Source organism: Bradyrhizobium sp. SPXBL-02 (genome assembly GCF_051853065.1).
Lineage (GTDB): Bacteria > Pseudomonadota > Alphaproteobacteria > Rhizobiales > Xanthobacteraceae > Bradyrhizobium.
The window spans coordinates 4,554,626-4,574,406 of sequence record NZ_CP182474.1; the positions used below are offsets into that span (position 1 = coordinate 4,554,626).

The window sequence follows — 19,781 nt, forward strand, 5'->3', positions numbered from 1 at the left end:
CGGCTCCTCCTCGCCGCGGGCGAGGCCTCCACGGCACCGTGCGTCATAGCCGCGCACCTTGACGTGAAGCTGCACTGCAAAAATCCCGCGGAAAACGCCCGATTCAGAAGCAGCTGACACCGCCCCGCGCGCTGCCGATGAAACGCGCATCAACGTCCGGTAACTTTCGCAAACTCCCCCACCCCTCCCCAGCAACCTTCGGAATGGCCCACGCGTTGGTCAGCGGCAGCGTGCCTTGGAGGATGCAGAAGGCTGCCTGCCTACAAATTGGGCGGAAACTGATTTCCTTTTCAGCACTTTCCAATCCGGGACGAGGGGCCGATATGGGGATTCCAGTAACCACAATCGAACGAGTCGGGCGCACCATGGAGGCCAAGGCGCTTCGACCAAGGAGAATCGCAATGATGAACAATGGTCTGAGTCACGGATCTGCAAAGATCTATCAATTCCCCGTCGGCGGCCGTGCGGCCCTCGCGGGACGCCGCTATGGCGAGACCCGCTTTCCCGCCGATCAGGCTTCGCTGCCAGCGAACGTCTCGATCTGCAGCGATAGCTGGTACCACCAGGACGCGGTGGACGAAGCCAAGCCCAAATGGGAACGCTGATGCCAGCTGCTGGTCCGACAGTGCCAGGCTCTCGCAAGCGGCCGGCGACAGTTTGAACAAGGGTCGAAACAACGGCGTTTCGGCCCTTTTCGATTCCAGGCGCCCCCGGGCTAGATCCCGGACTTTTCGACCACCGCGCAGGCGGTAACCGGCCGTTTCAGATGCTTGACCGTAGCGGGGCCGGTCTTGGGAATCCTCAGCGCAACTCCCGCCCCCGAATAGCGCGCCCCCGAAACCGCCAGCCGCTTGGCGAGCGCGACCGGCTCGCCGTCGATTTGGAGAAAGGCGCGCTTGTCGCCGTCATAAAACCCGACGATGAACTGCGTACCATCGGCGCAGCGATAGGTTTGGAAGGTCTGCGCATCGGCCTGCCGCCCACCGAGCATTCCGCCCGCCAGCATGCTGACCGTCAAAACAATGGCCTTGTGCCGGCCCATGATCGCCCCCTGTAATAGACCGCAAGATGCCGAACGTGCATCCGGTGGAACCATAACCCAAGCTGATCCCATGCAAGACTCCTCCCTCAAGGACTCCCCTGCCCGTCATCTCGCCCTCCAGGGTGCCAGCAATTTCCGCGACCTCGGTGGCTACCCGACCGCCGATGGCCGCACCACGCGCTGGCGGCACATTTTCCGCTCCAACCATCTCGGCCAGCTCACCGCGGCCGACGTCGAGATCGTCCGCGCGCTCGGCGTGCGCAGCGCCTTCGATTTCCGCGGTGTCGAGGAGCGCGCGGCCGGCATCTGCGTCGTGAACGAGATCACGGTGCATTCGCTGCCGATCGAGCCGACCGTCGTGGCCGCGCTGCGCGCCGAGCTCGCGAAGGGCACGCTGATCGCGGCCGTGGCGCTCGAGCTCATGCGCGAGTCCTACCGCAACTATGTCCGCCACAACACCCACAGCTACCGCGCGCTGTTCGGCCATCTGCTGGAAGACCGCGCGCCGCTCGTGATCCACTGCACCGCCGGCAAGGACCGCACCGGTTTTGCCAGCGCGCTGATCCTGCACGCGCTGGGCGTGGCGGACGATGTCATTGCGGAGGACTACCTCTTGACCAACCGGCACTACAAGCGCGACCCGTCGAACGCCTCCGATCTGCCCGCCGATGTCCTCGACGCGATCGGCAGCGTCGAGGCCTCTTACCTGGCGGCCGCTTTCGAAGCGGTCGGCAGCGAATATGGCGATCTCGAAACCTATTTGCGCGACGGGCTCAAGCTCGGCACGGCTGAGCGCACCGCACTGAAGGAGCGTTATCTGCAGGCGTGACCCGCGGCGGTAGCCTCAGGCCATCGGCCCGAGGGCTTTGATGATGGCATTCTTGAGCGCCAAGGAAAGTTGTTGGGTGCTCCAATCGTTCTGGTGCAGCTTGTCGGGATCACTCGTGTCGATCAATTGATCGAACGAGACATTGTTCTGCACGTGCCAGTGCCGCATCAGCGACCAACGCCGAAACAAATTCACACTTGCCTCATTGGCAGCTTCGCGGATCAGCCGGACCATCTTGTCAGCGAGCTCGGCGCGGTCATCCCAAAGCATCTTCGTCACGTATTGCGGATCGATCACCAGAACCTCGAAGCCGCGAGCGCGTAATTGCGCCAGACCCTTCCTGATGTCCCCAGCAACGATATCCAAGTCATACTTGTCGTTATGAAAGACCGCGTTGGTTCCGACCTGCCAGATGACCAATGCCGGATCATCACGAAAAATATCGACATCGAAGCGTCCAAGCTCTTCGGTTGCCTCTTCGCCGCCCTTGCCCCGGTTCAGGACGTCAATCCGGATGTCCGGCCGCGGCACCACATCCTTGAAATACTGCCGCAAATACATCTCCAGCCTATAGGGATACGGGACGACGTCGGCTCGTCCGGCTGTTGACGACGAGCCCATGGCGACGATGCGCACTGGTCCCTTGTCTCCCAACGCCTGTCGGAGCCGCATCAGCGGATATGTCAGGTCGACGATCGCAGCGGGAAATTCGACGGTTGGCAAATTGTCAGACATGCAATGACCTCCTCAACGATCTAAAGTTGCATTTGTAGCCCAGTCTTGATGTTGCCGCCATTGCAAGCGCAATCCACCCCGCGCAATAGTCAGTGAAGGATAACGATGGAGAGCAATCGTGCAGGGGAAAGTAGTTGTCGTGACTGGCGCGCTCGGCGCACTCGGCAGAGTCGTCGCGGAGATGGCACGGTCCCGCGGCGCGCGGATTGCCGGGATCGATCATGCGCCCTCGCAATTATCAGAGACGCCCCAACGCATCGTGATGGGCGGTGTCGACCTGTCCGACGCGGGGCAAGCGAAGAATGCCGTCGATGCGGCGGCGAAGCATTTCGGCCGGCTCGACGCGCTGATCAACATCGCCGGCGGCTTCGCCTTCGAGACCGTCGGCGACGGCGACATCGCGACGTGGCAGCGCATGCACGCGCTGAACGTCCTGACGGCGCTCAACGCCTCGCGCGCGGCGCTGCCGCACCTTGCCAAGTCCCCGGCCGGCCGCATCGTCAATATCGGCGCCATGGGCGCACTGCAGGCCGGCAGCGGCATGGGCCCCTATGCTGCGTCGAAAGCCGGCGTGCATCGCCTGACCGAGGCGCTCGCCAACGAGTGGAAGGGCAAGGTTACCGTCAATGCCGTCCTGCCCTCGATCATCGATACCGCGGCCAACCGCGCCGACATGCCGAAGGCGGACTTTTCCAAATGGGTGACGCCACAGGAACTCGCCGAAGTTATCCTGTTCCTCGCCAGCGATGCCGCCAGCGGCGTCACCGGCGCGCTGGTCCCGGTCGGCGGCCGGGTCTAATCGCGTTCCGATCCGACAGTTAGAGACATCGGCTCCGATTCAATAGGGGCCGAGAAGGCTCTAGACTGTCTGCAACTGATTCTCCGATCGGACGTCCCTTGGAAACCGCGCTTTACCTCCCCGTCAAACGCTTCCTCGAAGAGCTCGGCTTCACGGTCAAGGGCGAGATCGGCGGCTGCGATCTCGTCGGCCTCAGCGCCGGCGATCCACCCGTCGTGGTGATCGGCGAGCTCAAGCTTGCCTTCAATCTCGAGCTGATCCTGCAGGCGGTCGATCGCGCGCCGGCCGGCGACGAGGTCTGGATCGCAGCGAAGATGTCCGCGCGCGGCAAGGGGCGCGAGAGCGATGCGCGCTATCGCAATCTCTGCCGCCGCCTCGGCTTCGGCATGCTTGGCGTGACCGATCGCGGCCAGGTCGAAGTGCTAGTGAAGCCGCCGACCGCGGCGCCGCGCCGCGAGCCGAAGGTGCGCTCGCGTCTGGTTGCCGAGCATCAGCGCCGCCAGGGCGATCCCGTGCTTGGCGGCAGCACCCGCGCACCGATCATGACGGCCTATCGCCAGCAGGCGCTGGCCTGCGCGGCGGCGCTTGCCGAGGGGCCGAAACAGGTGCGCGCGCTGCGCGAACGCTGCCCCGATGCCGGCAAGATCTTGCTTAACAATGTGTATGGCTGGTTCGAACGCGCTGAGCGGGGAATCTACCGGCTCACCGAAGCCGGACACGCCGCCCTGAAGCGTTGGCCCCAGCAACGGGTGGAGGTCGGCGCAGGTGCTGCGTCACCGCTGTGACACCAGACCGGTGCATAGCTGAGATGCCACACCGATTCCATATTGCAATGCAACATTGGCGGCACTAGGTATCCGGCATCGAAATGAGGCCGTTATGAGCGCAGACTGGAATACCAAATATGGCACACGGCGCGTGCGCCACGATCCTCCGACCCTCGACGAGGCGATCTTCGCTGCGATCGGCATCACCGACGACCAGGCGCAGCAGGCCGAGATCGCCGCAGCCTTGATGGGGATGCCGCTCGACGTCGTCCAGGCCGAGGTGAAGAAGCAGGCCCGCGCCAACAGCCGCATCACGGCGACGCGCGTGATCGCCGGCGAACAGGGCGCGCAGCGCTCCGTGGTGGTCGAACGCCGCGTTGTCCGCCGCTTCGGCGCCGCCACACGCAGCTGAGCATCCATTTCATCTCATCGCACGGAACACGAAAGCGGACCGGCCTGGCCGGTCCGCTTTGTGATTCCTGTGCGCAATTTCCGGGCTATGCAGCCCGATTGCCGTACATGCTCGAGATCAGCTTCCAGCACGTGCTGTTGAAGCTGAGAAGAGCGCGTCCGGCCGTGAACGGCGAGGCCGCCAGATCGGCAAGCTCGGCCTCGGGCGTCTTGGCGAGGTCGATCGTGCCGGTCGATTCGCCGTGGCGGAAAGCCAGATGGGCCCCGAACTTCCTGGCGAGCGCCCGCATCGCGTGATTCTCGGCACCCGTCGTGATGCGCAGCCGCTTGTAGCCCTTCCAGCGCGCCTCCGCGATCAGGCGGCGGAACAGCACGGTGCCGACGCCCTGGCGGCGCGCGGAGGCTTCCACGCTGAAAGCGACCTCCGGCAAGGAATCGTCCTCCGGGGGATGCAGCTCAGCCGCACCGCGCACCACGCCGTCGACCATATAGGCAACGATCACGGTGCCGTCCTCGGCGCAGCGGGCGGCGTAGCGCTCGATGAAGCTGTCGTCGAGAAAGCCGTTGAAACGGTCGTGCCGGCTGGCGGCATCGAGCCTCAGCAGGTGATCGCGCAGGAGCGGCAATTCTTCCTGCTGGATCAAGGTCCGTACATAGCCGGGAACGGTACGGACGGTGTCTTCAAGTACCACGTCAGAAACTCCTCTTGGTGTCCCTCGAGGAGGCGTTCGAATCCCTAGGCCCCCAATATTGTGCATCGCACCATGATTTTCAAGACGGGAACCTGCCCAAGATTCGGGCACCAACGCGACTAATTCGTTAATAGAATCAAAATGCTGTAGTCACAGCACCAGCTGCGTCTGGGTCACCACCGCAACCAGCTTGCCGTCCTCGGTTTCCAGCCGGGTGGTCCAGACCTGGGTCCGCCGGCCCCGGTGCACCGGGGTGGCAGTAGCGATGATTGTGGCCCCCTCCTTTGCCCCGCCGATGAAATTAGTTTTGCTCTCCAGCGTGGTCGTCCCCTTGGCGTCCTCGGGCAGATTGATCACGGTCGCCGCCGCGCCGACGGAATCGGCCAGCGCCATCACGGCCCCGCCGTGGATGGTGTGGTGCAGCGTGCAGAGATCGGCCCGGACGGTCATCCGCGCCACTACGCGGTCCTTCTCCGCCTCGACAAACTCGACGCCCTTGAGCTCGGCGAACGGCATCTTCATCGCTTTAAGTTTCTCGAGCGGCGTCATCGGAACTGCTCCCAATTGGTTGTTGGTTCAGCGTGAATTGCCCCGCGCGGCGAAGCAATGACGTCCGAGGTAATGGCGGTGCTGACGTCCTCACGCAATGCCATACTCTCGTGTCCCGGACGCGCAGCAACGCGAAGCGTTGCTGCGCTGCGTCCGGGGCACGAGACCGCCTCACGTCACCGCGTTCACCACCTGGTACTCCGGCCGTCGCCACACTTCCCCTGAAATCACCTCTTCGATGATCTCCGCCGCCCGGATGATCTCATTCTCTCCGACATAGAGCGGCGTCAGGCCGAACCGCATGATGTCAGGCGCGCGGAAATCGCCGATGACACCACGGGCGATCAGGGCCTGCATCGCGGCGTAGCCGCCGTCGAAGGCGAACGAGACTTGCGAGCCGCGGCGCTCATGATCGCGCGGGGTGACGAGCTTGAGCTGCGGACAATGGCGCTCGACTTCACTGATCAGGAGATCACCCAGCGCCAGCGAACGCGCACGAACCTCCGCGATATCGACTTTGTCCCAGATATCGAGCGAGGCCTCCAACGCCGCCATGGCGAGCACCGGAGGGGTGCCGACGCGCATGCGTTCGACGCCGCCCGCGGCCGCATAGGCAAGCTCGAACGCAAACGGTTTTGCGTGGCCCATCCAGCCCGACAGAGCGGCGCGCGCGCTGTCGGCATGACGCGGCGCGACATAGAGGAAGGCCGGCGCACCGGGGCCCGCGTTGAGATATTTGTAGGTACACCCCGCGGCGAAATCGGCGCCGCTCCCGGCGAGATCGACCGGCAGCGCGCCGGCGGAATGGGCGAGATCCCAGAGGGTGACGATGCCAAGCGCGTGCGCTCTCGCGGTGAGCTTTGCCATGTCGTGGCGACGGCCGGTGCGGTAGTCGACCTCGGTGATGTACAGAACGGCGATCTCGTCGGACAACGCACCCTCGATCTCCTCAGGTGCCACCAGACGCAATTGATGGCCGCGCCCAAGCGTCGCGATCAGGCCCTCGGCCATGTAGAGGTCGGTCGGGAAGTTGCCGGTGTCCGACAGGACGATCTTGCGGGACGGGGTCATGTCGAGCGCGGCGGCGAGAGCCTGATAGACCTTCAGGGACAGCGTGTCTCCGACCATCACCGAGCCGGCCTCCGCACCGATCAACCGCGCGATGCGATCGCCGACATGGCGCGGCTGGACATACCAGCCTGCGGTGTTCCAGGCGCGGATCAGCTCGTTGCCCCACTCCTCGGTGATCACGCGGTTGACGCGCTCGGCAACGCCCAGCGGCAGCGCACCGAGCGAATTGCCGTCGAGATAGATCAGGCCGTCAGGCAGATGGAACAACGCTTTGGTGTCGTCGTAGACGCGAAGCCTGGTCATGGACATCCCTACAGAATTGTACGCACGCGCCAGAGCTCGGGAAACAGCTCGACCTCGAGCATGCGCTTCAGATAGCTCACGCCGCCGGTGCCGCCGGTGCCGCGCTTGAAGCCGATGACCCGCTCGACCGTGGTGACGTGGTTGAAGCGCCAGCGCCGGAAATAGTCCTCGAAATCGACCAGCTTCTCGGCCAGCTCGTAGAGCATCCAGTGCGTCTCCGGCGCCTCGTAGACGATACGCCAGGCCTGCAGCACGCCTTCGTTGAAGCTGTGCGTCTCGCGAACGTCGCGCGCCAGCACCGCCGCAGGCATCTTGAGCCCGTTGCGGTCGGCGAGCCGCAGCACCTCGTCATAGAGGCTTGGCGTCGCGAGCTCGGCTTCGAGCAGCTTGACCGTCTCGGCATCGTGCGCGTGCGGCTTCAGCATGGCGTGGTTGCGGTTGCCGAGCAGGAATTCGATCAGCCGGTACTGGCGTGACTGGAACCCCGAGGATTGACCGAGCTGCGAGCGGAAGCGGGTATACTCGCTGGGCGTCATGGTCCGGAGTACGTCCCAGGCGTTGTTGAGCTGCTCGAAGATGCGCGACATCCGCGCCAGCATCTTCATCGCGGGGGCAACCTCGTCTTTGGCGATCGCGCGGCGCGCAGCGCTGAGCTCGTGGATGGCGAGCCGCATCCACAACTCCGTGGTCTGATGCTGGATGATGAACAGCATCTCGTCATGCGCCTCCGACAGCGGGTGCTGCGCGCCAAGAATCGCATCCAGCGCAAGGTAGTCGCCATAGGACATGCGCCGGGCGAAATCGGTCTCGGCGCCTTCGCTTGCAGGATCGTAATCGCGGGACGTCATGGCGGGTCCTTTCGATCGATCTTCCCGGCTTTGCTCAGTCGAGGCCGATCAGGCGGGCAGTGATCGGCGAGGACGGCTCCTTCAGCCCGTCAATCACGGTAAAATGGTTGAGACCGGGATCGATGACGAGGTGCGTCGGCACGTCGAAGCCGGTCCAGATATTGGCCATCAGATCGGACTGGCGGATGAATTCGGGACGCTCGCTGCCGCCTACCCAGGCCGTTACGGGCGAATGCCCCCGCGGCAGATGCAGCGCCGCGCTTTCGAGGCTCGCCTCCTCCATGGTCATGCGCAGCGTGTCGTTCATCTTCGTCTTGAGCAGCGGACGCAGATCATGCAGACCGCTGATCGAGAGCGTGCCGGCGATACGGTTGAAGACAGCAGACTCGAGCCGGCTGTCGTCGCACAGCATGCGCGTGACGAGATGGCCGCCGGCGGAATGGCCGGCGAGCCGGATCGGCCCTGAGACCAGCGATGCGGCTTTGGCGATCGCGGCGGTGATTTCCGCGGTGATATCGGAGATGCGTGCAGCCGGCGCCAGCGTGTAGCTCGGCAGCGCCACCGTCCAGCCATGATGGCGCGCACCTTCGGCGAGGTCGGTCCAGGCCGACTTGTCGAAGCGCATCCAGTAGCCGCCATGGACGAAGACGACGAGGCCCTTGCTGTCGCCGTCAGGCAGGATCAGGTCGAGCTTCTGGCGCTCGCCGGCGCCGTAGGCGATGTCGGGACGAAATTCCTTCAGCCCGGCGCGGTAGGCCGCCGCCCGCTCCGCCCACAGCGCCTGCATCTTGTCCGAGCCCGGGATATGGGCCGAATTGGCGTAAGCGTCATCCCAATCGCGCATCGTTGCTCCCGAGGACTCGTCCGACGAACCGGACGCCAGTCTGCCACCGGGACGCCCGCTATCCTAGTCTTTCTTTTAAGCTTAAAGGAGTTGGCGAAGCCCGTGTTTCGGGCACAGGGCGGCAAGATGTTTCTCCTCACCTGAGGAGCCGCGAAGCGGCGTCTCGAAGGGCGAGGCCACCGGCCGTGCCTTCACCCTTCGAGACGCTTGCTCCGCAAGCTCCTCAGGATGAGGACCTAACCGCCGTTCCGTCATTGCGAGGAGCGCAGCGACGAAGCAATCCAGGCTGCCGCCGCCGAGAGATGCTGGATTGCTTCGCTGCGCTCGCAATGACGGCGGAGAGGCCTACGCCTTCTCCAGCCCGCACCATTCCGCGATGAACAGCGCCATCGCCTTGGTCGCCTTCTTCAATGAATCCAGATCGACGAACTCGTTGAAGCCGTGCATCTCGCCTCCGCTGGCGCCAAAGCAGAGGCTCGGGATGCCGTGGTTGAGGCCGTAGAAGCGCGTGTCGGTCAGTGCCGTGAAGACGAGATCCTCTGGCGTGCCGCCATAGACCCCGTTGAAGGCCTTGCCGAACGCAGCCTCAGGCTCCCTAGCGTTGGTCAGCTCATAGCCTTCCGAGAGGAAGCCGGACCACTCGACCTGCGGCGGATTGTTGGCGAGAAAGCGGTGGTTGCGCGAAGCGGCGGCGACGCAGGCCATGATCTCCTTCTGGTGATCGGCGATCGACCAGCCCGGCAACACCGCAATCCGGCAGTCGACATCGCACCAGGCCGGCACGCTGGAGGCCCAGTCGCCGCCCTTGATGACGCCGGCGTTGAAGTTGACGGGATGGTCGATCGTCTTGAAGTGACGGTCGGCCTTGGCGCGCTCGTTCCATGCGATCTCGAGCTTCTGCAGCGCCTGGATCAGGTGATACGCCGCCATGATGGCATTCGCGCCGGAGCCTGCGAAGGCAACGTGGGTCGGGTGTCCCTTCACGCGGAGGCGAAACCAGATCACGCCAACCTGCGATCGCACCATCTTGCCGCCGGTCGGCTCCGGAATGAAGCAGGCGTCCGCGCGATAGCCGCGCTGCAGGGTGGACAGTGCGCCGACGCCGGTGCTCTCCTCCTCGATCACCGATTGAAAATGGATCCGCGCCGTCGGCCTGAAGCCAGCCGCCTTGATCGCGTCCAGCGCATAGAGCGCACCGATCGTCCCGGACTTCATGTCGCAGGCACCGCGGCCGAACATCTTGCCGTCCTTGATGACCGGCGAGAATGGCGGCGTATCCCACAATTCGAGCGGACCCGCCGGCACCACGTCGCAGTGCCCTTGCAGGATCAGCGACTTGCCGCCATTGGTTCGCGGGCGGTAAGTGCCCACCACGGATCGCGCCTTCGAAAAGTCGTGCTCGATCGGGCCGAAGCCGCGCAGATCTTTCAAATCCTCGACATCGATATGCCAGTCGTCGACCTCGTAGCCGCGTTCGCGCAGGAGATCGCCGATCATGTCCTGGCAGGGTCCCTCCGCCCCGCGGGTCGAAGGGATCGCGACGAAATCGCTTGTAGTTGCAAGCTGAGCTTCGAAGCCGTTGTCGACGGCGTCAAGAATCCTCTGCTGCGTTTCGGCATTCATTCGGGCGACTCCAGACATTCCAATGGTCCCAAGGAGCGCGCAAACTAGCCGATTTCAGCCGTTCGGGTACTCCAGAAAATATGCATCCCGCAATGCATCTTCGAGCAGCCGGCCTTCGGAATAGCCGTTCAGCGTCGCAGGCCGGCTCACACCATCGAGCAGGCGCGGACACGGTTCCGGGGCGCCGAGCACGGTGCGGACCGGAATGCGCTCCGCATAGATCGGCAACGCATAGTCCTCATCGTCGTCGGCGACACCCTTGCTCCGGATCTTGGCCGAAGCTTCCTCGATTTCCATTGCGATGAACGACGTTGCCTTGATTTCCTGTGTGGTGCTCTGTCGCAGGCCGGCGGTGCGATCCGGGAAGAAGCGATCGACCATCGCGATCACCGCCCGCTCCTTCTCATCGGGGTCGGTGACGAGATAGGCCGTGCCGAACGCCATGACGGCGCGGTAGTCGGCGGAATGGTTGAAGCCGCAGCGCGCCAGCACGAGGCTGTCGAGATGGGCGACCGTCAGGCAGACGCGCTCGCCCCTGCTCTGGTTGCGCAGCATGCGGCTGGCGCTCGATCCGTGCCAGTAGAGCTTGGTGCCCTGCCGCCAGAAGAAAGTCGGCGTGCAATAGGGCTGGCCGTCGATCGCGTAGGAGACGTGGCACAGCATCGAGGAATCCAGGATGCGATGAACCGTGTCGTGATCATAGAAGCCGCGGTCGTGCCGGCGCTTCACCTGGTTGCGTGCCGATGTCGGATAGGAAGTCGAGGTCTCGGTCTGGCTCACGGCCGCTCCTGCTCGGATGGAAGAAAATCCGGAGCAGTTGTAGCGGCGCATTTGGTCTGCGATAGTTCCAATTCCATGCAAAAAATTCCGACCAATTCATCCTCCCGAGCCAAGCCCGAGCTTCCGCTCGACCTCGCCGGCCCTCACGTCACGGCCGGCGCATCCGCCGCGCACCGGCTCTATCAGGCGCTGTGCGAGATGATCGTCTCCGGTCTGGTCAAGCCGGGCGAGCCGCTGCCGCCGTCGCGGACGCTGGCCAGGCAGACCGGCTTCCGCCGCAACGCCGTCGTCACCGCCTATGAGCGCCTGATCGCCGACGGCTTTGCCGACGCAACGGTCGGCTCCGGAACGTTCGTCGCGGCCCGTATCCCCAAGCGCGCCGCCGAGCCCAACAAGCCGAAGGTGGTTCTCGAAGCGCCAAAGCAGGGCGCGTTTGCGCTCGGCTGTACCCATATCGACGAACGCGCCGTGCAGCGCTTTCGCGCTTTCGTCGGCCGCCGCATGCGCGCATTCGGATCGGAGCACCTGCATTATGGCGACCCTCGCGGCAGCCGCGAGCTGCGTGTGGCGATCGCCGACCATCTGTTGTCCGCGCGCGGATTGCGTTGCGATCCCGACCAGATCATGTTGACCTCTGGCACGCTCCACGCGCTGCGCATCGTGCTGAGCGCGATCCTGAAATCCAGCGACCAGGTCTGGTGCGAGGACCCGGGCTATCCCGCCGCCCGAAAAACCATCGCCCATTGCGGCTATCGCACCGTGCCTGTCCAGGTGGACGAGCACGGGATGCGCGTCGCCAAAGGCCGGATCGCGGCGCCGTCCGCACGTGCGGCCTACGTCACGCCATCGCACCAGTTTCCGCTTGGCGTGCAGATGTCGATGCCGCGGCGGCTCGAGCTTCTGGACTGGGCGAAGCAGGCCGGCGCATTCGTGCTCGAGGACGATTACGACAGCGAGTTCCGCTATGACGGCGCGCCGCTGATGTCGCTCGCCGGCATCGATCGCCTCCAGCGCGTGATCTATCTCGGCACGTTTGCCAAGACGCTGTTTCCGGGCCTGCGCATCGGCTATTGCGCCCTGCCCGAACGTCTGATCGCAGACGTGACGGCAGCGCGCGCGGCGCTCGACCGCTTTCCCGGCACACTGATGGAGGGCGCGGTGGCGGACATGCTCAATTCCGGCGCCTTCGCCGCGAACCTGAAGCGCGTGCGAAAACTGTATCGCGAGGCTCGCGACGTGCTCGCCGAGACGCTGGAAGTCGCATCCGACGGCGCGCTTTCGGTGCCGGTACCCTCACAGGGCCTGCATCTTGTCGCCCGGTTCGATCCTGCCGTCGATCCGGCGGTTGCGGCGCATGCCAAGCAGGCGGCCGGCGCCGAAGGCTGGCTATTGGCCGACACCTATTCGCGCGGGCGTCCCCTCCCCGGCTTCGTGCTGGGATTTTCCGGACATCCCATGCCACAGCTCGTGGCCTCCGCCGAACGTCTCGCAAGGGAATCGCGCGCGGCATTGGGCGCAAGGGGAAAATCGGCCCGCCGCGCGTGACGAAGCTTCACTATCAGAATCGCCCGCCGCTCCCTAGATTGCGGCATCGATCCGGGACCTCACATCATGCCGCTGCGCCACGCGACCTGCCTTTCGTTGCTGATCGCCATCGCGCTTGCCTCGACCGCAAGCGCCGCCACCATCGGACGCGAGCAGGACATCGGCGATCTCAAGCTCGGCCAGCGTGTGCTCGTGGATGACGGAACCTGCCCCGCCGGCCAGGTCAGGGAAGTGCGCGGCGCGAAGATGACCGATAAGGGAGTCTCGCGCACGAGCTCCTGCGTGCCGCGGCACGGACCGAAAACGAAGTGAGGATCCGGGAAGCTATTTCGCCGGATCGAACATGCATTGCAGGGTCGGTTTGGCGATCTTGGTGAAGGTCGGGCCGATCTCGCTCTGCTTGGAGGCCGGCACCCAATCGGTCTCGATGGTGGGCACGCCGGTCTCGCTGATGCCCCGCAGCAGCGCTTCGCGCAGATCGCGATCCTCGACGGCCGCGGCGGCGTGATCGTGCAGGCAGCCACAAACCTCCTCCGGATGCTCCCAGCGGCCGAGCATGCGCGGCGCGCACTGGCGAACGAATTCGCCGCGCGGATCGGGTAGCCTGGAAGGTGAGCGGACCTGCGCCTGAACGGAGCTGATCGTCAGAAGGGACACGAACGCTGCGGCGCAGAGACGAAGCAACATGATGGGCTATGCCGGCTGTTGTTGTGTGCGGTCAGAAGCGCGCAGCGATCATGATCGGCTGAGCGGCCGGAACCGCAACGGGCGAGCCGCTGTACTGGAAGGTGCCGACACCGGGGAGATTGCCATCGGGCGCACCCGCCAATGAGGGGCCGGCGAGAACGAGACCGAAAGCAAGGATGAAGCTGAGCGCGCGCATGATGTGTGTTCCAATTCGGTGGCCGGCGGTGCAACGTCGTCGTTATGAGCCTGATAACCAGGGGCGGTTTCGCGCGTGATGCGCGAAAAGCTGAAAATGGTTTCGTCTTCGTGAGAATTGTTTCGTCCCGGCCGCGGCGACGAAACAATTCTCGGAAAATGCCAGTTATTTCAGACAGGTCTCACGGCAGGTCAAAGTCGCCCGCTAAGTTCCGATGCCGGTACGGATATGCGCCCCGCGCAGCTGTCGTCATGTCGCCGCCGCGCGCGCTTCACACGCATTTTACGTTTTTCTGGTGAAAGGACGGGCAAAAGAAGGCTGGATCCTGTTGAACCGGGGTTGGTTCAACGACGACCCAAGCCATCGAAACCGAGACGCCCGGATCATCGGGCGCATTCACGTGAGGGATGGCCATGATGGCGGGAAATCGCGCAACGCCGCGCGATGAAAATCCACCGACGGATCGCGGAGATCAACCAATCATTCGCGGCAGCGCCGGCGCAATGGCACTGCAATCGAGCCGGGGCTTCGAGGCGGCGCCGCAGACATTTGTGCGGCTGACCGGGTCGCGGCTTGCTGCGCCGCGCGATCGCCACCGGGTGAACGCGACCGCGTCACAGGAGTGAACGACGCGCGTCACTGCGTGAAGAACTCGCCGCACTTCTGGACGTTTGCGTCCGCCGGTCCCCAAGGCATGATCGGCACGGTCGAGGTCGAGTTCTTGGGCGAGCCTTCGATCAGCTTGTCCGAATAGACCATGTAGACCAGCACGTTGCGTTTGGTGTCGCAGCCGCGCACGATCTGCATCTTCTTGAAGAACAGCGACCGGCGCTGGCGGAACATGTCGTCGCCCTGCTCCATCTTGTGCTTGAACTTGATCGGACCGATCTGGCGACAGGCCAGCGAGATGTCCGAGACCTCCTCGGCGAGCCCGAGCCAGCCCTTGAAGCCGCCCTTCTCCGGCACCGTGAAATGACAGGCGACGCCCTCGACCTCGGGATCGTCGAGACCATAGGTCGCGAGCTTGTCATTCGGGCTCACCCATTTGAACACGGTGGAGCGGCGGAAGATCAGATCGGGCTCATCGGCCGCGGATGCCGACGCCGTTGGCGCGATCAAAGCCAGGAGGAATAAAGCGAGGGCTTTCAAGCGGATGCTGGAAAGACCGGGGAAACGAGATGACATGAAGGTCTCCGGTAACAAGTCCCCGCAATGTAGGAACGCAAACGGCGGTCAGGAAGGCGGCGGAGGGGGGACGCGGCCGCCGTTTACCGCTCCGTGAGGCTTTTTTGCTACGCCTTGAACAAAAGTAGCTGATGGCAGAACCGCGCTGCTGGTGAACGCGTATCCCCTTTGCGAAGACTAACGTCTGATTTGGATTATGGATTCGAGGATGAACAGCGTGAACGGGTCGGGTTCTTCTGCCAAGCCGGTACGGCTGTGGCAGGTCGCCATTTTGACGGCGGCGGGCGCGATCGGCGCGACCAGCCAGGCAGACGCAGCATTTTATTATTGGACCGACTATTCCGACGGGTCCTACTACGCCCGGCAGGAGCGACTTCCCGAAATACCGCGCCAGAAGCCGCAAAAGCGCGGCGCCGCAAGCAAGAAGGAAGTCGTCGAGAAGGAAGCCGGCACCAAGCCGCAAGGCCCGCTCGTCATCGTCGTCTCGATCGAGCGGCAGAAGGTGACGGTCTACGACAAGACCGGCGTGTTCGCGGAATCACCGGTGTCGACGGGCATGAAGGGCCACTCGACGCCGATGGGCGTGTTCAGCGTCATCCAGAAGCACAAATTCCATCATTCCAACATCTATAGCGGCGCGCCGATGCCGTACATGCAGCGGATCACCTGGTCCGGCGTCGCGATGCATGCCGGCGTGCTGCCGGGATATCCGGCCTCGCATGGCTGCATCCGCATGCCCATGGCGTTCGCGATGAAGATGTGGAACTGGACCAGGATGGGCGCGCGCGTGATCGTGGCGCCCGGCCAGATGTCGCCGCAAAGCTTCTCCCATCCCCTGCTCGCCTCCATGCGCGTGCCGCCGCAGCCCGCCGCGAGCCTCGCGCCGCAGACCAATGTCGCCGACAAGGCCGATAAAGGCACGGCCGAAGCCGAGCCGGTCGAGACCAAGACGGCCAGCGCCGAGAGCGTGCTCGAGCTGCGCACCTCCGTCGGCCACGCCGTGTTGTCGGACGTGACCACCGGCAATGCGGCTGCGCACGAGCAAGCCGCCGCACCGGCCGCCGAGGTCAAGACGGCCGAAGCATCCGAAGCGGCCAAGCCCCAATCGGAAGAAGCGGCCAAGCCGGCGAGCAACGACAAGTCCGCCGACAAGGTCGAGACCGTCAAGACCGAGCCGGCCAAGACCGAGGCGGTGGACTCCGCGAAGACGCCCAATCAGGCCAATGCACCGGCGCTCGCCGCCGCACCCGATGCGAAGAAGGACGAGGGCCGCGTTGCCGATCCTGCGGCGGCGGCGAAGACGGACGCGCCCAAGCGGGCCGGCCAGATTGCCGTCTTCATCAGCCGCAAGGATTCCAAGCTCTATGTGCGGCAGAATTTTGCGCCGCTGTTCGAGGTGCCCGTCACGATTGCCGCGAGCGACCGGCCGCTCGGCACGCATGTGTTCACCGCCGAACTCGACAAGGCCGATGCCAACGCGCTGCGCTGGTCGGTGGTGTCACTGCCCGTCTCCGCCCGTTCCGCGGCGCGCGAGGACGACAGCCGCTTAGCGCGCCGCCAGCGCGGCGCAGCCGTGATCCCCGTTGCCGCAAAACCGGCGGTGACGCCGGACAGCCCGGCTGAAGCCCTCGACCGCATCTCGGTCCCCACCGAGACGATGGCGAAGATCAACGAGATGCTGACGTCAGGCGGCTCAATCATCGTTTCCGACCAGGGCATCAACCAGGGCGAGACCGGCGAAGGCACCGACTTCATCGTCCGCCTGTACTAGCCCGCACGCAGCGCTCGATAACGCGGTGTTGACGCGTGAGGTCGCAGTGGCGGAGTAATCTGCCCTCGGATCGTCTCGGGGGACGCCGTCATGATGAATCGCAGGACCGTGCTGAGCGTCACGCTTGCAGGCGCATTCGCGCCTGTCACGCGCGCCCTCGCTGATGGCGGGATGAGCCGGGTCTCGGCCTACGCGTTCTCCTTCCCCGCTTTGTCAGGCGACGACATCCGCCTCGCAGCGTTCACCGGCAAACCGCTGCTGGTGGTGAACACGGCCTCGATGCCGGTTTGCAGGAGATCTGGAACGAGTTTCGCGGGCGGGGGCTGACCGTGATCGGCGTGCCCTCCAACGATTTCGGTGGCCAGGAGCCCGGCGGTACCAGCGAAATCACGCAGACCGCGCACCACCAATATGGTGTTACCTTCCCGATCACGGCCAAGGCGGCGGTGGTCGGTGCGAGAGCGCACCCCTTTTACAAATGGGCCGCCGAGGCTCGACCAAAGGAAGTTCCGCGCTGGAACTTCCACAAGTACCTGATCGGCCGCGACGGCTATATCGCCGAGGTGTTTCCATCCGCCGTCGAGCCGGCCGACACGCGGATCAAGACTGCCATTGCCAGAACCCTGGCCGACACGTGACGCAGGTGCACGCCATCCGGTTGGGCACAATTGCGGTGGGACATCAAACAGCCGTTGCAATGGCGATGGCCCACCATCTAGGCTAGGATGAGTTTGGGGCAGGACGGTTTTGGCCGCAGGCGAAAAGCCGCGGCGGAACAACGGGATCAATCTCGAGGACAACACCATGCGTGTGGCGGCAGGACTGATTTTAGCAGGTGCGGTGTCGGTGGCGATGACCGGCGCCGCATGGTCGCAGACGCCGGCCGCGAAGCCCGCAGCCGCAGCGCAAGCCGCGCCGGCGGCAACACCAGCTGCAACTTCCCCTGCAGCTCCAGCGCCCGCAGCAGCGGCTGCGGCGCCAGCGGGCTTCGTCAATCCGCCCCCGCCGAAACAGGCGCCGCAGCCGGCCCGCGCGGCCTGCAACACACCGGGTGCGCTCGGCGTCGCCCGCACCGTCGAGATCGACACCACGGGCGGTCCCGGCTTCGGCTTCGAGCATTTCAAGGAGCTCGACTTCCTGCGCGACAAGGAGGTGGTGCTGACCTTCGACGACGGCCCCTGGCCGAAGAACACGCCCGCCGTGCTGAAGGCACTCGCGGACGAATGCACCACCGGAATCTTCTTCACTATCGGCAAGCACGCGACCTATGAGCCGGAGATCCTGAAGCAGGTCTACGCAGCCGGGCACACCGTCGGCGCCCACACCTGGTCGCACGCCAACCTCAACAACAAGAAGCTCAACGACGCGCAGCGCAAGGACGAGATCGAGAAGGGTTTTGCGGCGGTGAAGTGGGCGCTCGGCGGCATCTCGCCTGCGCCGTTCTTCCGCTTCCCGGCGCTGCAGCATCCGCCGGAGATGGTCACCTATCTCGGCAACCGCAATGTCGGCATCTTCTCCTGCGACATCGACTCGTTCGACTTCAAGGCCTCCAAGCCCGAGAAGGTGGTCGAGACCGTGATGAAGAAGCTCGAGACCAGGGGCAAGGGCATCGTCCTGATGCACGATTTCCAGAAGCACACCGCGGAGGCGCTGCCCGAGCTGCTCAAGCGGCTGAAGGCCGGCGGTTACAAGGTGGTGGCGATGCGCGCCAAGTTCCCGGTCTCGACGCTGCCGGAATACGACCAGGAGCTGCTCAAGGACATCAAGCTGCCGACGGTGAGCCAGCGCCCGGTCAATTCCGTGGTGACGACCGTTTCCGAATAGAAGGCCATTGTCTTTCCGCTTCGAAGGCTACGTCATCGTCTCGGCGGACGGCATGCTTGCCGACGCCGGTCGCGTCATGCCCGACAGCCTGAAGTTCGAAGGCGACAAGCTGTTCTTCGAGCAGGCGCTGGATCGCGCCGCGCTGATCGTGCACGGCCGCAACTCGCACGAGCAACAGCCGAACTCGGCCAAGCGCAAGCGGCTGATCCTGACCCGCAAGATCAGGGACCTCACCGTCGATCCGGAGATGCCGAACGCGACGCTGTGGAATCCGGCGCATGCGAGCTTCGAACAGGCCTGCGCCTTCGCCGACGTCGCCTCCGGCATGGTCGCCATCATCGGCGGCCCGGTCGTGTTCGACATGTTCATGGACCGCTACGACACGTTCTGGCTGTCGGAGGCTCCGCATGTGCGGCTGCCCGGCGGCGAAGGATGCTTCATCAGCGTGCCCCAGCATACGCCGCATGACGTGCTGGCTGCGCACGGGATGAAGCCGGGCGCGCCGTACCTGCTCGACGCGGCGCATGAGGTGACCGTGACTCCGTGGCGGCCGGGTTAGCCTCTCGGGATTACCCGACGTCGCTCACACCGAAGGCTCCGATTCAAACTGGCAAAACAACCCCATGCACAGTACCGGCAATAGAATACCATTGCGTACCTTGCTGCTTTCTTGTGCGGAATCAGCCGAGCCGCCCCCCCACCATATCGAGACCGCCTGCAGCGCCACACCCGCGCCGCGCGCCGCCGAGAGCGGATTTGACCGCTAGACGTCGCCGTAGGCCGCTTCGGCCGGACGCGTGGTGCGGCCGTAGCCGATGATCATGCAGAGCGCGCCGATGATCGACAGGTTCTTGAGCGCGTCGACCAGCATCTTGGCGTTGTCGGGAGCCGCCATGTTCCAGAAATCGTAGAACAGGACGGTCGCGACGGCGACGTAGACGATCAGCAGCATGGCAAAGAAACGCGCGCCGAAATTCAGCGCGATCATCAGCCCTGCGATGATCTCGAGCCCGCCGATCGCGATCGCCAAAAGCTGCGGCGTCGTCATGGCGGTCGCCGTCTCGATCTGCTTGGCGTAAGGCGCGATGATGTCGGGCACCACGAGCTTGGCGGCGATGACGTCGGCGGTCGCCTGCATGGCAAAGAGCTTGGTCGCGCCCGTGTAGATGAACAGCACGGCGAACAGGATTCGCCCGAAAGTCACGAACGCTGGCATGATCGGCCTCTTGGCAAAGCGCTACCGCACGGAACGCTTGAAGGGATTATGGAGAGTCCGTTTG

At 64.4% G+C, this 19,781-nt stretch carries 24 protein-coding genes and 1 pseudogene; 12 read left to right on the forward strand and 13 right to left on the reverse strand.

Going from position 1 to position 19,781, the window contains the following annotated elements; all coding sequences use genetic code 11:
- The first annotated feature begins 401 nt into the window (after nucleotides 1–401).
- On the forward strand, nucleotides 402–605 hold the full coding sequence (locus tag ACNJYD_RS21375; protein WP_172788500.1) for a DUF2735 domain-containing protein: 204 nt from the start codon (nucleotides 402–404) through the stop codon (nucleotides 603–605).
- A 110-nt stretch (nucleotides 606–715) separates the two neighbouring features.
- On the opposite strand, the gene ACNJYD_RS21380 is transcribed toward ACNJYD_RS21375, so the two are convergent.
- Nucleotides 716–1,042 (reverse strand): MliC family protein, encoded by a 327-nt coding sequence (locus ACNJYD_RS21380; protein WP_439363228.1) that lies wholly within the window; start codon nucleotides 1,040–1,042, stop codon nucleotides 716–718.
- Nucleotides 1,043–1,112: 70 nt separating this feature from the next.
- On the opposite strand from ACNJYD_RS21380, the gene ACNJYD_RS21385 reads away from it, so the two are divergent.
- The gene (locus ACNJYD_RS21385; protein WP_439363229.1) at nucleotides 1,113–1,871 is read left to right on the forward strand and encodes a tyrosine-protein phosphatase; all 759 of its coding nucleotides are present in this window, start codon (nucleotides 1,113–1,115) and stop codon (nucleotides 1,869–1,871) included.
- Between the two features lie 15 nt (nucleotides 1,872–1,886).
- Here the strand turns inward: ACNJYD_RS21385 and ACNJYD_RS21390 are convergent, their stop codons facing one another.
- A complete protein-coding gene (locus tag ACNJYD_RS21390; RefSeq protein WP_439363230.1) occupies nucleotides 1,887–2,606 on the reverse strand; it encodes an SGNH/GDSL hydrolase family protein in 720 nt (239 codons plus the stop codon).
- A 118-nt stretch (nucleotides 2,607–2,724) separates the two neighbouring features.
- On the opposite strand from ACNJYD_RS21390, the gene ACNJYD_RS21395 reads away from it, so the two are divergent.
- The 3 genes from ACNJYD_RS21395 to ACNJYD_RS21405 all read left to right on the forward strand — a co-directional run bounded on the left by ACNJYD_RS21395 (nucleotide 2,725) and on the right by ACNJYD_RS21405 (nucleotide 4,584).
- Nucleotides 2,725–3,405, forward strand: a complete 681-nt coding sequence (locus ACNJYD_RS21395; protein WP_260383456.1) for an SDR family oxidoreductase — start codon at nucleotides 2,725–2,727, stop codon at nucleotides 3,403–3,405.
- 98 nt (nucleotides 3,406–3,503) lie between these two features.
- On the forward strand, nucleotides 3,504–4,190 hold the full coding sequence (locus tag ACNJYD_RS21400) for a DUF2161 domain-containing phosphodiesterase (protein WP_172788496.1): 687 nt from the start codon (nucleotides 3,504–3,506) through the stop codon (nucleotides 4,188–4,190).
- A gap of 94 nt (nucleotides 4,191–4,284) precedes the next feature.
- Nucleotides 4,285–4,584, forward strand: a complete 300-nt coding sequence (locus ACNJYD_RS21405; RefSeq protein WP_172788495.1) for a hypothetical protein — start codon at nucleotides 4,285–4,287, stop codon at nucleotides 4,582–4,584.
- Nucleotides 4,585–4,669: 85 nt separating this feature from the next.
- On the opposite strand, the gene ACNJYD_RS21410 is transcribed toward ACNJYD_RS21405, so the two are convergent.
- The 7 genes from ACNJYD_RS21410 to ACNJYD_RS21440 all read right to left on the reverse strand — a co-directional run bounded on the left by ACNJYD_RS21410 (nucleotide 4,670) and on the right by ACNJYD_RS21440 (nucleotide 11,293).
- Entirely contained in the window at nucleotides 4,670–5,275 is a 606-nt protein-coding gene (locus ACNJYD_RS21410) for a GNAT family N-acetyltransferase (RefSeq protein WP_172788494.1), read from the reverse strand.
- Nucleotides 5,276–5,425: 150 nt separating this feature from the next.
- Complete coding sequence (locus tag ACNJYD_RS21415; RefSeq protein ID WP_212257588.1) at nucleotides 5,426–5,824, reverse strand: PaaI family thioesterase; 399 nt, start codon at nucleotides 5,822–5,824, stop codon at nucleotides 5,426–5,428.
- Nucleotides 5,825–5,995: 171 nt separating this feature from the next.
- Complete coding sequence (kynU, locus tag ACNJYD_RS21420; RefSeq protein WP_212257587.1) at nucleotides 5,996–7,198, reverse strand: kynureninase; 1,203 nt, start codon at nucleotides 7,196–7,198, stop codon at nucleotides 5,996–5,998.
- Nucleotides 7,199–7,206: 8 nt separating this feature from the next.
- Complete coding sequence (gene kynA / locus ACNJYD_RS21425) at nucleotides 7,207–8,046, reverse strand: tryptophan 2,3-dioxygenase (protein WP_172788491.1); 840 nt, start codon at nucleotides 8,044–8,046, stop codon at nucleotides 7,207–7,209.
- Between the two features lie 34 nt (nucleotides 8,047–8,080).
- Nucleotides 8,081–8,890 carry an alpha/beta hydrolase gene (locus ACNJYD_RS21430; protein WP_212257586.1) on the reverse strand — a complete coding sequence of 270 codons (810 nt, stop codon included), beginning with the start codon at nucleotides 8,888–8,890 and terminating at the stop codon, nucleotides 8,081–8,083.
- 345 nt (nucleotides 8,891–9,235) lie between these two features.
- The gene (locus ACNJYD_RS21435; protein ID WP_212257585.1) at nucleotides 9,236–10,513 is read right to left on the reverse strand and encodes an ArgE/DapE family deacylase; all 1,278 of its coding nucleotides are present in this window, start codon (nucleotides 10,511–10,513) and stop codon (nucleotides 9,236–9,238) included.
- A gap of 54 nt (nucleotides 10,514–10,567) precedes the next feature.
- Nucleotides 10,568–11,293 carry a pyridoxamine 5'-phosphate oxidase family protein gene (locus ACNJYD_RS21440; RefSeq protein WP_212257584.1) on the reverse strand — a complete coding sequence of 242 codons (726 nt, stop codon included), beginning with the start codon at nucleotides 11,291–11,293 and terminating at the stop codon, nucleotides 10,568–10,570.
- Nucleotides 11,294–11,368: 75 nt separating this feature from the next.
- On the opposite strand from ACNJYD_RS21440, the gene ACNJYD_RS21445 reads away from it, so the two are divergent.
- Nucleotides 11,369–12,838, forward strand: coding sequence for a PLP-dependent aminotransferase family protein (locus ACNJYD_RS21445; protein WP_212257583.1), 1,470 nt, complete (start codon nucleotides 11,369–11,371; stop codon nucleotides 12,836–12,838).
- Nucleotides 12,839–12,904: 66 nt separating this feature from the next.
- Nucleotides 12,905–13,150, forward strand: a complete 246-nt coding sequence (locus ACNJYD_RS21450; protein ID WP_172788486.1) for a DUF6719 family protein — start codon at nucleotides 12,905–12,907, stop codon at nucleotides 13,148–13,150.
- Nucleotides 13,151–13,162: 12 nt separating this feature from the next.
- On the opposite strand, the gene ACNJYD_RS21455 is transcribed toward ACNJYD_RS21450, so the two are convergent.
- Together ACNJYD_RS21455 and ACNJYD_RS21460 are read right to left on the reverse strand one after the other, a co-directional pair.
- Nucleotides 13,163–13,525, reverse strand: coding sequence for a hypothetical protein (locus ACNJYD_RS21455; protein ID WP_025035902.1), 363 nt, complete (start codon nucleotides 13,523–13,525; stop codon nucleotides 13,163–13,165).
- A 31-nt stretch (nucleotides 13,526–13,556) separates the two neighbouring features.
- Complete coding sequence (locus tag ACNJYD_RS21460) at nucleotides 13,557–13,721, reverse strand: hypothetical protein (RefSeq protein ID WP_172788485.1); 165 nt, start codon at nucleotides 13,719–13,721, stop codon at nucleotides 13,557–13,559.
- A gap of 416 nt (nucleotides 13,722–14,137) precedes the next feature.
- Between ACNJYD_RS21460 and ACNJYD_RS21465 the strand changes: the two genes are divergently transcribed.
- A complete protein-coding gene (locus ACNJYD_RS21465; RefSeq protein ID WP_439363231.1) occupies nucleotides 14,138–14,347 on the forward strand; it encodes a hypothetical protein in 210 nt (69 codons plus the stop codon).
- Nucleotides 14,348–14,357: 10 nt separating this feature from the next.
- On the opposite strand, the gene ACNJYD_RS21470 is transcribed toward ACNJYD_RS21465, so the two are convergent.
- The gene (locus ACNJYD_RS21470) at nucleotides 14,358–14,906 is read right to left on the reverse strand and encodes a CreA family protein (RefSeq protein WP_439363232.1); all 549 of its coding nucleotides are present in this window, start codon (nucleotides 14,904–14,906) and stop codon (nucleotides 14,358–14,360) included.
- A 208-nt stretch (nucleotides 14,907–15,114) separates the two neighbouring features.
- Between ACNJYD_RS21470 and ACNJYD_RS21475 the strand changes: the two genes are divergently transcribed.
- The 4 genes and pseudogenes from ACNJYD_RS21475 to ACNJYD_RS21490 all read left to right on the forward strand — a co-directional run bounded on the left by ACNJYD_RS21475 (nucleotide 15,115) and on the right by ACNJYD_RS21490 (nucleotide 19,060).
- Entirely contained in the window at nucleotides 15,115–16,677 is a 1,563-nt protein-coding gene (locus ACNJYD_RS21475; protein WP_439363233.1) for a L,D-transpeptidase, read from the forward strand.
- Between the two features lie 90 nt (nucleotides 16,678–16,767).
- Nucleotides 16,768–17,315 (forward strand): annotated as a pseudogene (locus ACNJYD_RS21480) (glutathione peroxidase).
- A gap of 166 nt (nucleotides 17,316–17,481) precedes the next feature.
- Nucleotides 17,482–18,501 carry a polysaccharide deacetylase family protein gene (locus ACNJYD_RS21485; RefSeq protein WP_212257580.1) on the forward strand — a complete coding sequence of 340 codons (1,020 nt, stop codon included), beginning with the start codon at nucleotides 17,482–17,484 and terminating at the stop codon, nucleotides 18,499–18,501.
- Between the two features lie 7 nt (nucleotides 18,502–18,508).
- Nucleotides 18,509–19,060, forward strand: coding sequence for a dihydrofolate reductase (locus ACNJYD_RS21490; protein ID WP_439363234.1), 552 nt, complete (start codon nucleotides 18,509–18,511; stop codon nucleotides 19,058–19,060).
- 204 nt (nucleotides 19,061–19,264) lie between these two features.
- Here ACNJYD_RS21490 and ACNJYD_RS21495 read toward each other — a convergent pair whose 3' ends face one another.
- A complete protein-coding gene (locus ACNJYD_RS21495) occupies nucleotides 19,265–19,717 on the reverse strand; it encodes a DoxX family membrane protein (protein WP_212257578.1) in 453 nt (150 codons plus the stop codon).
- Nucleotides 19,718–19,781 lie beyond the last annotated feature (64 nt).

Coding starts and splice junctions, on each gene's coding strand:
- ACNJYD_RS21375 (WP_172788500.1), top strand. CDS start 402: ATGATGAACAATGGTCTGAGTCACGGATCTGCAAAGATCTATCAATTC.
- ACNJYD_RS21380 (WP_439363228.1), bottom strand. CDS start 1,042: ATGGGCCGGCACAAGGCCATTGTTTTGACGGTCAGCATGCTGGCGGGC.
- ACNJYD_RS21385 (WP_439363229.1), top strand. CDS start 1,113: ATGCAAGACTCCTCCCTCAAGGACTCCCCTGCCCGTCATCTCGCCCTC.
- ACNJYD_RS21390 (WP_439363230.1), bottom strand. CDS start 2,606: ATGTCTGACAATTTGCCAACCGTCGAATTTCCCGCTGCGATCGTCGAC.
- ACNJYD_RS21405 (WP_172788495.1), top strand. CDS start 4,285: ATGAGCGCAGACTGGAATACCAAATATGGCACACGGCGCGTGCGCCAC.
- ACNJYD_RS21415 (WP_212257588.1), bottom strand. CDS start 5,824: ATGACGCCGCTCGAGAAACTTAAAGCGATGAAGATGCCGTTCGCCGAG.
- kynU (WP_212257587.1), bottom strand. CDS start 7,198: ATGACCAGGCTTCGCGTCTACGACGACACCAAAGCGTTGTTCCATCTG.
- kynA (WP_172788491.1), bottom strand. CDS start 8,046: ATGACGTCCCGCGATTACGATCCTGCAAGCGAAGGCGCCGAGACCGAT.
- ACNJYD_RS21430 (WP_212257586.1), bottom strand. CDS start 8,890: ATGCGCGATTGGGATGACGCTTACGCCAATTCGGCCCATATCCCGGGC.
- ACNJYD_RS21435 (WP_212257585.1), bottom strand. CDS start 10,513: ATGAATGCCGAAACGCAGCAGAGGATTCTTGACGCCGTCGACAACGGC.
- ACNJYD_RS21445 (WP_212257583.1), top strand. CDS start 11,369: ATGCAAAAAATTCCGACCAATTCATCCTCCCGAGCCAAGCCCGAGCTT.
- ACNJYD_RS21450 (WP_172788486.1), top strand. CDS start 12,905: ATGCCGCTGCGCCACGCGACCTGCCTTTCGTTGCTGATCGCCATCGCG.
- ACNJYD_RS21455 (WP_025035902.1), bottom strand. CDS start 13,525: ATGTTGCTTCGTCTCTGCGCCGCAGCGTTCGTGTCCCTTCTGACGATC.
- ACNJYD_RS21460 (WP_172788485.1), bottom strand. CDS start 13,721: ATGCGCGCGCTCAGCTTCATCCTTGCTTTCGGTCTCGTTCTCGCCGGC.
- ACNJYD_RS21465 (WP_439363231.1), top strand. CDS start 14,138: ATGGCGGGAAATCGCGCAACGCCGCGCGATGAAAATCCACCGACGGAT.
- ACNJYD_RS21470 (WP_439363232.1), bottom strand. CDS start 14,906: ATGTCATCTCGTTTCCCCGGTCTTTCCAGCATCCGCTTGAAAGCCCTC.
- ACNJYD_RS21475 (WP_439363233.1), top strand. CDS start 15,115: ATGAACAGCGTGAACGGGTCGGGTTCTTCTGCCAAGCCGGTACGGCTG.
- ACNJYD_RS21485 (WP_212257580.1), top strand. CDS start 17,482: ATGCGTGTGGCGGCAGGACTGATTTTAGCAGGTGCGGTGTCGGTGGCG.
- ACNJYD_RS21495 (WP_212257578.1), bottom strand. CDS start 19,717: ATGCCAGCGTTCGTGACTTTCGGGCGAATCCTGTTCGCCGTGCTGTTC.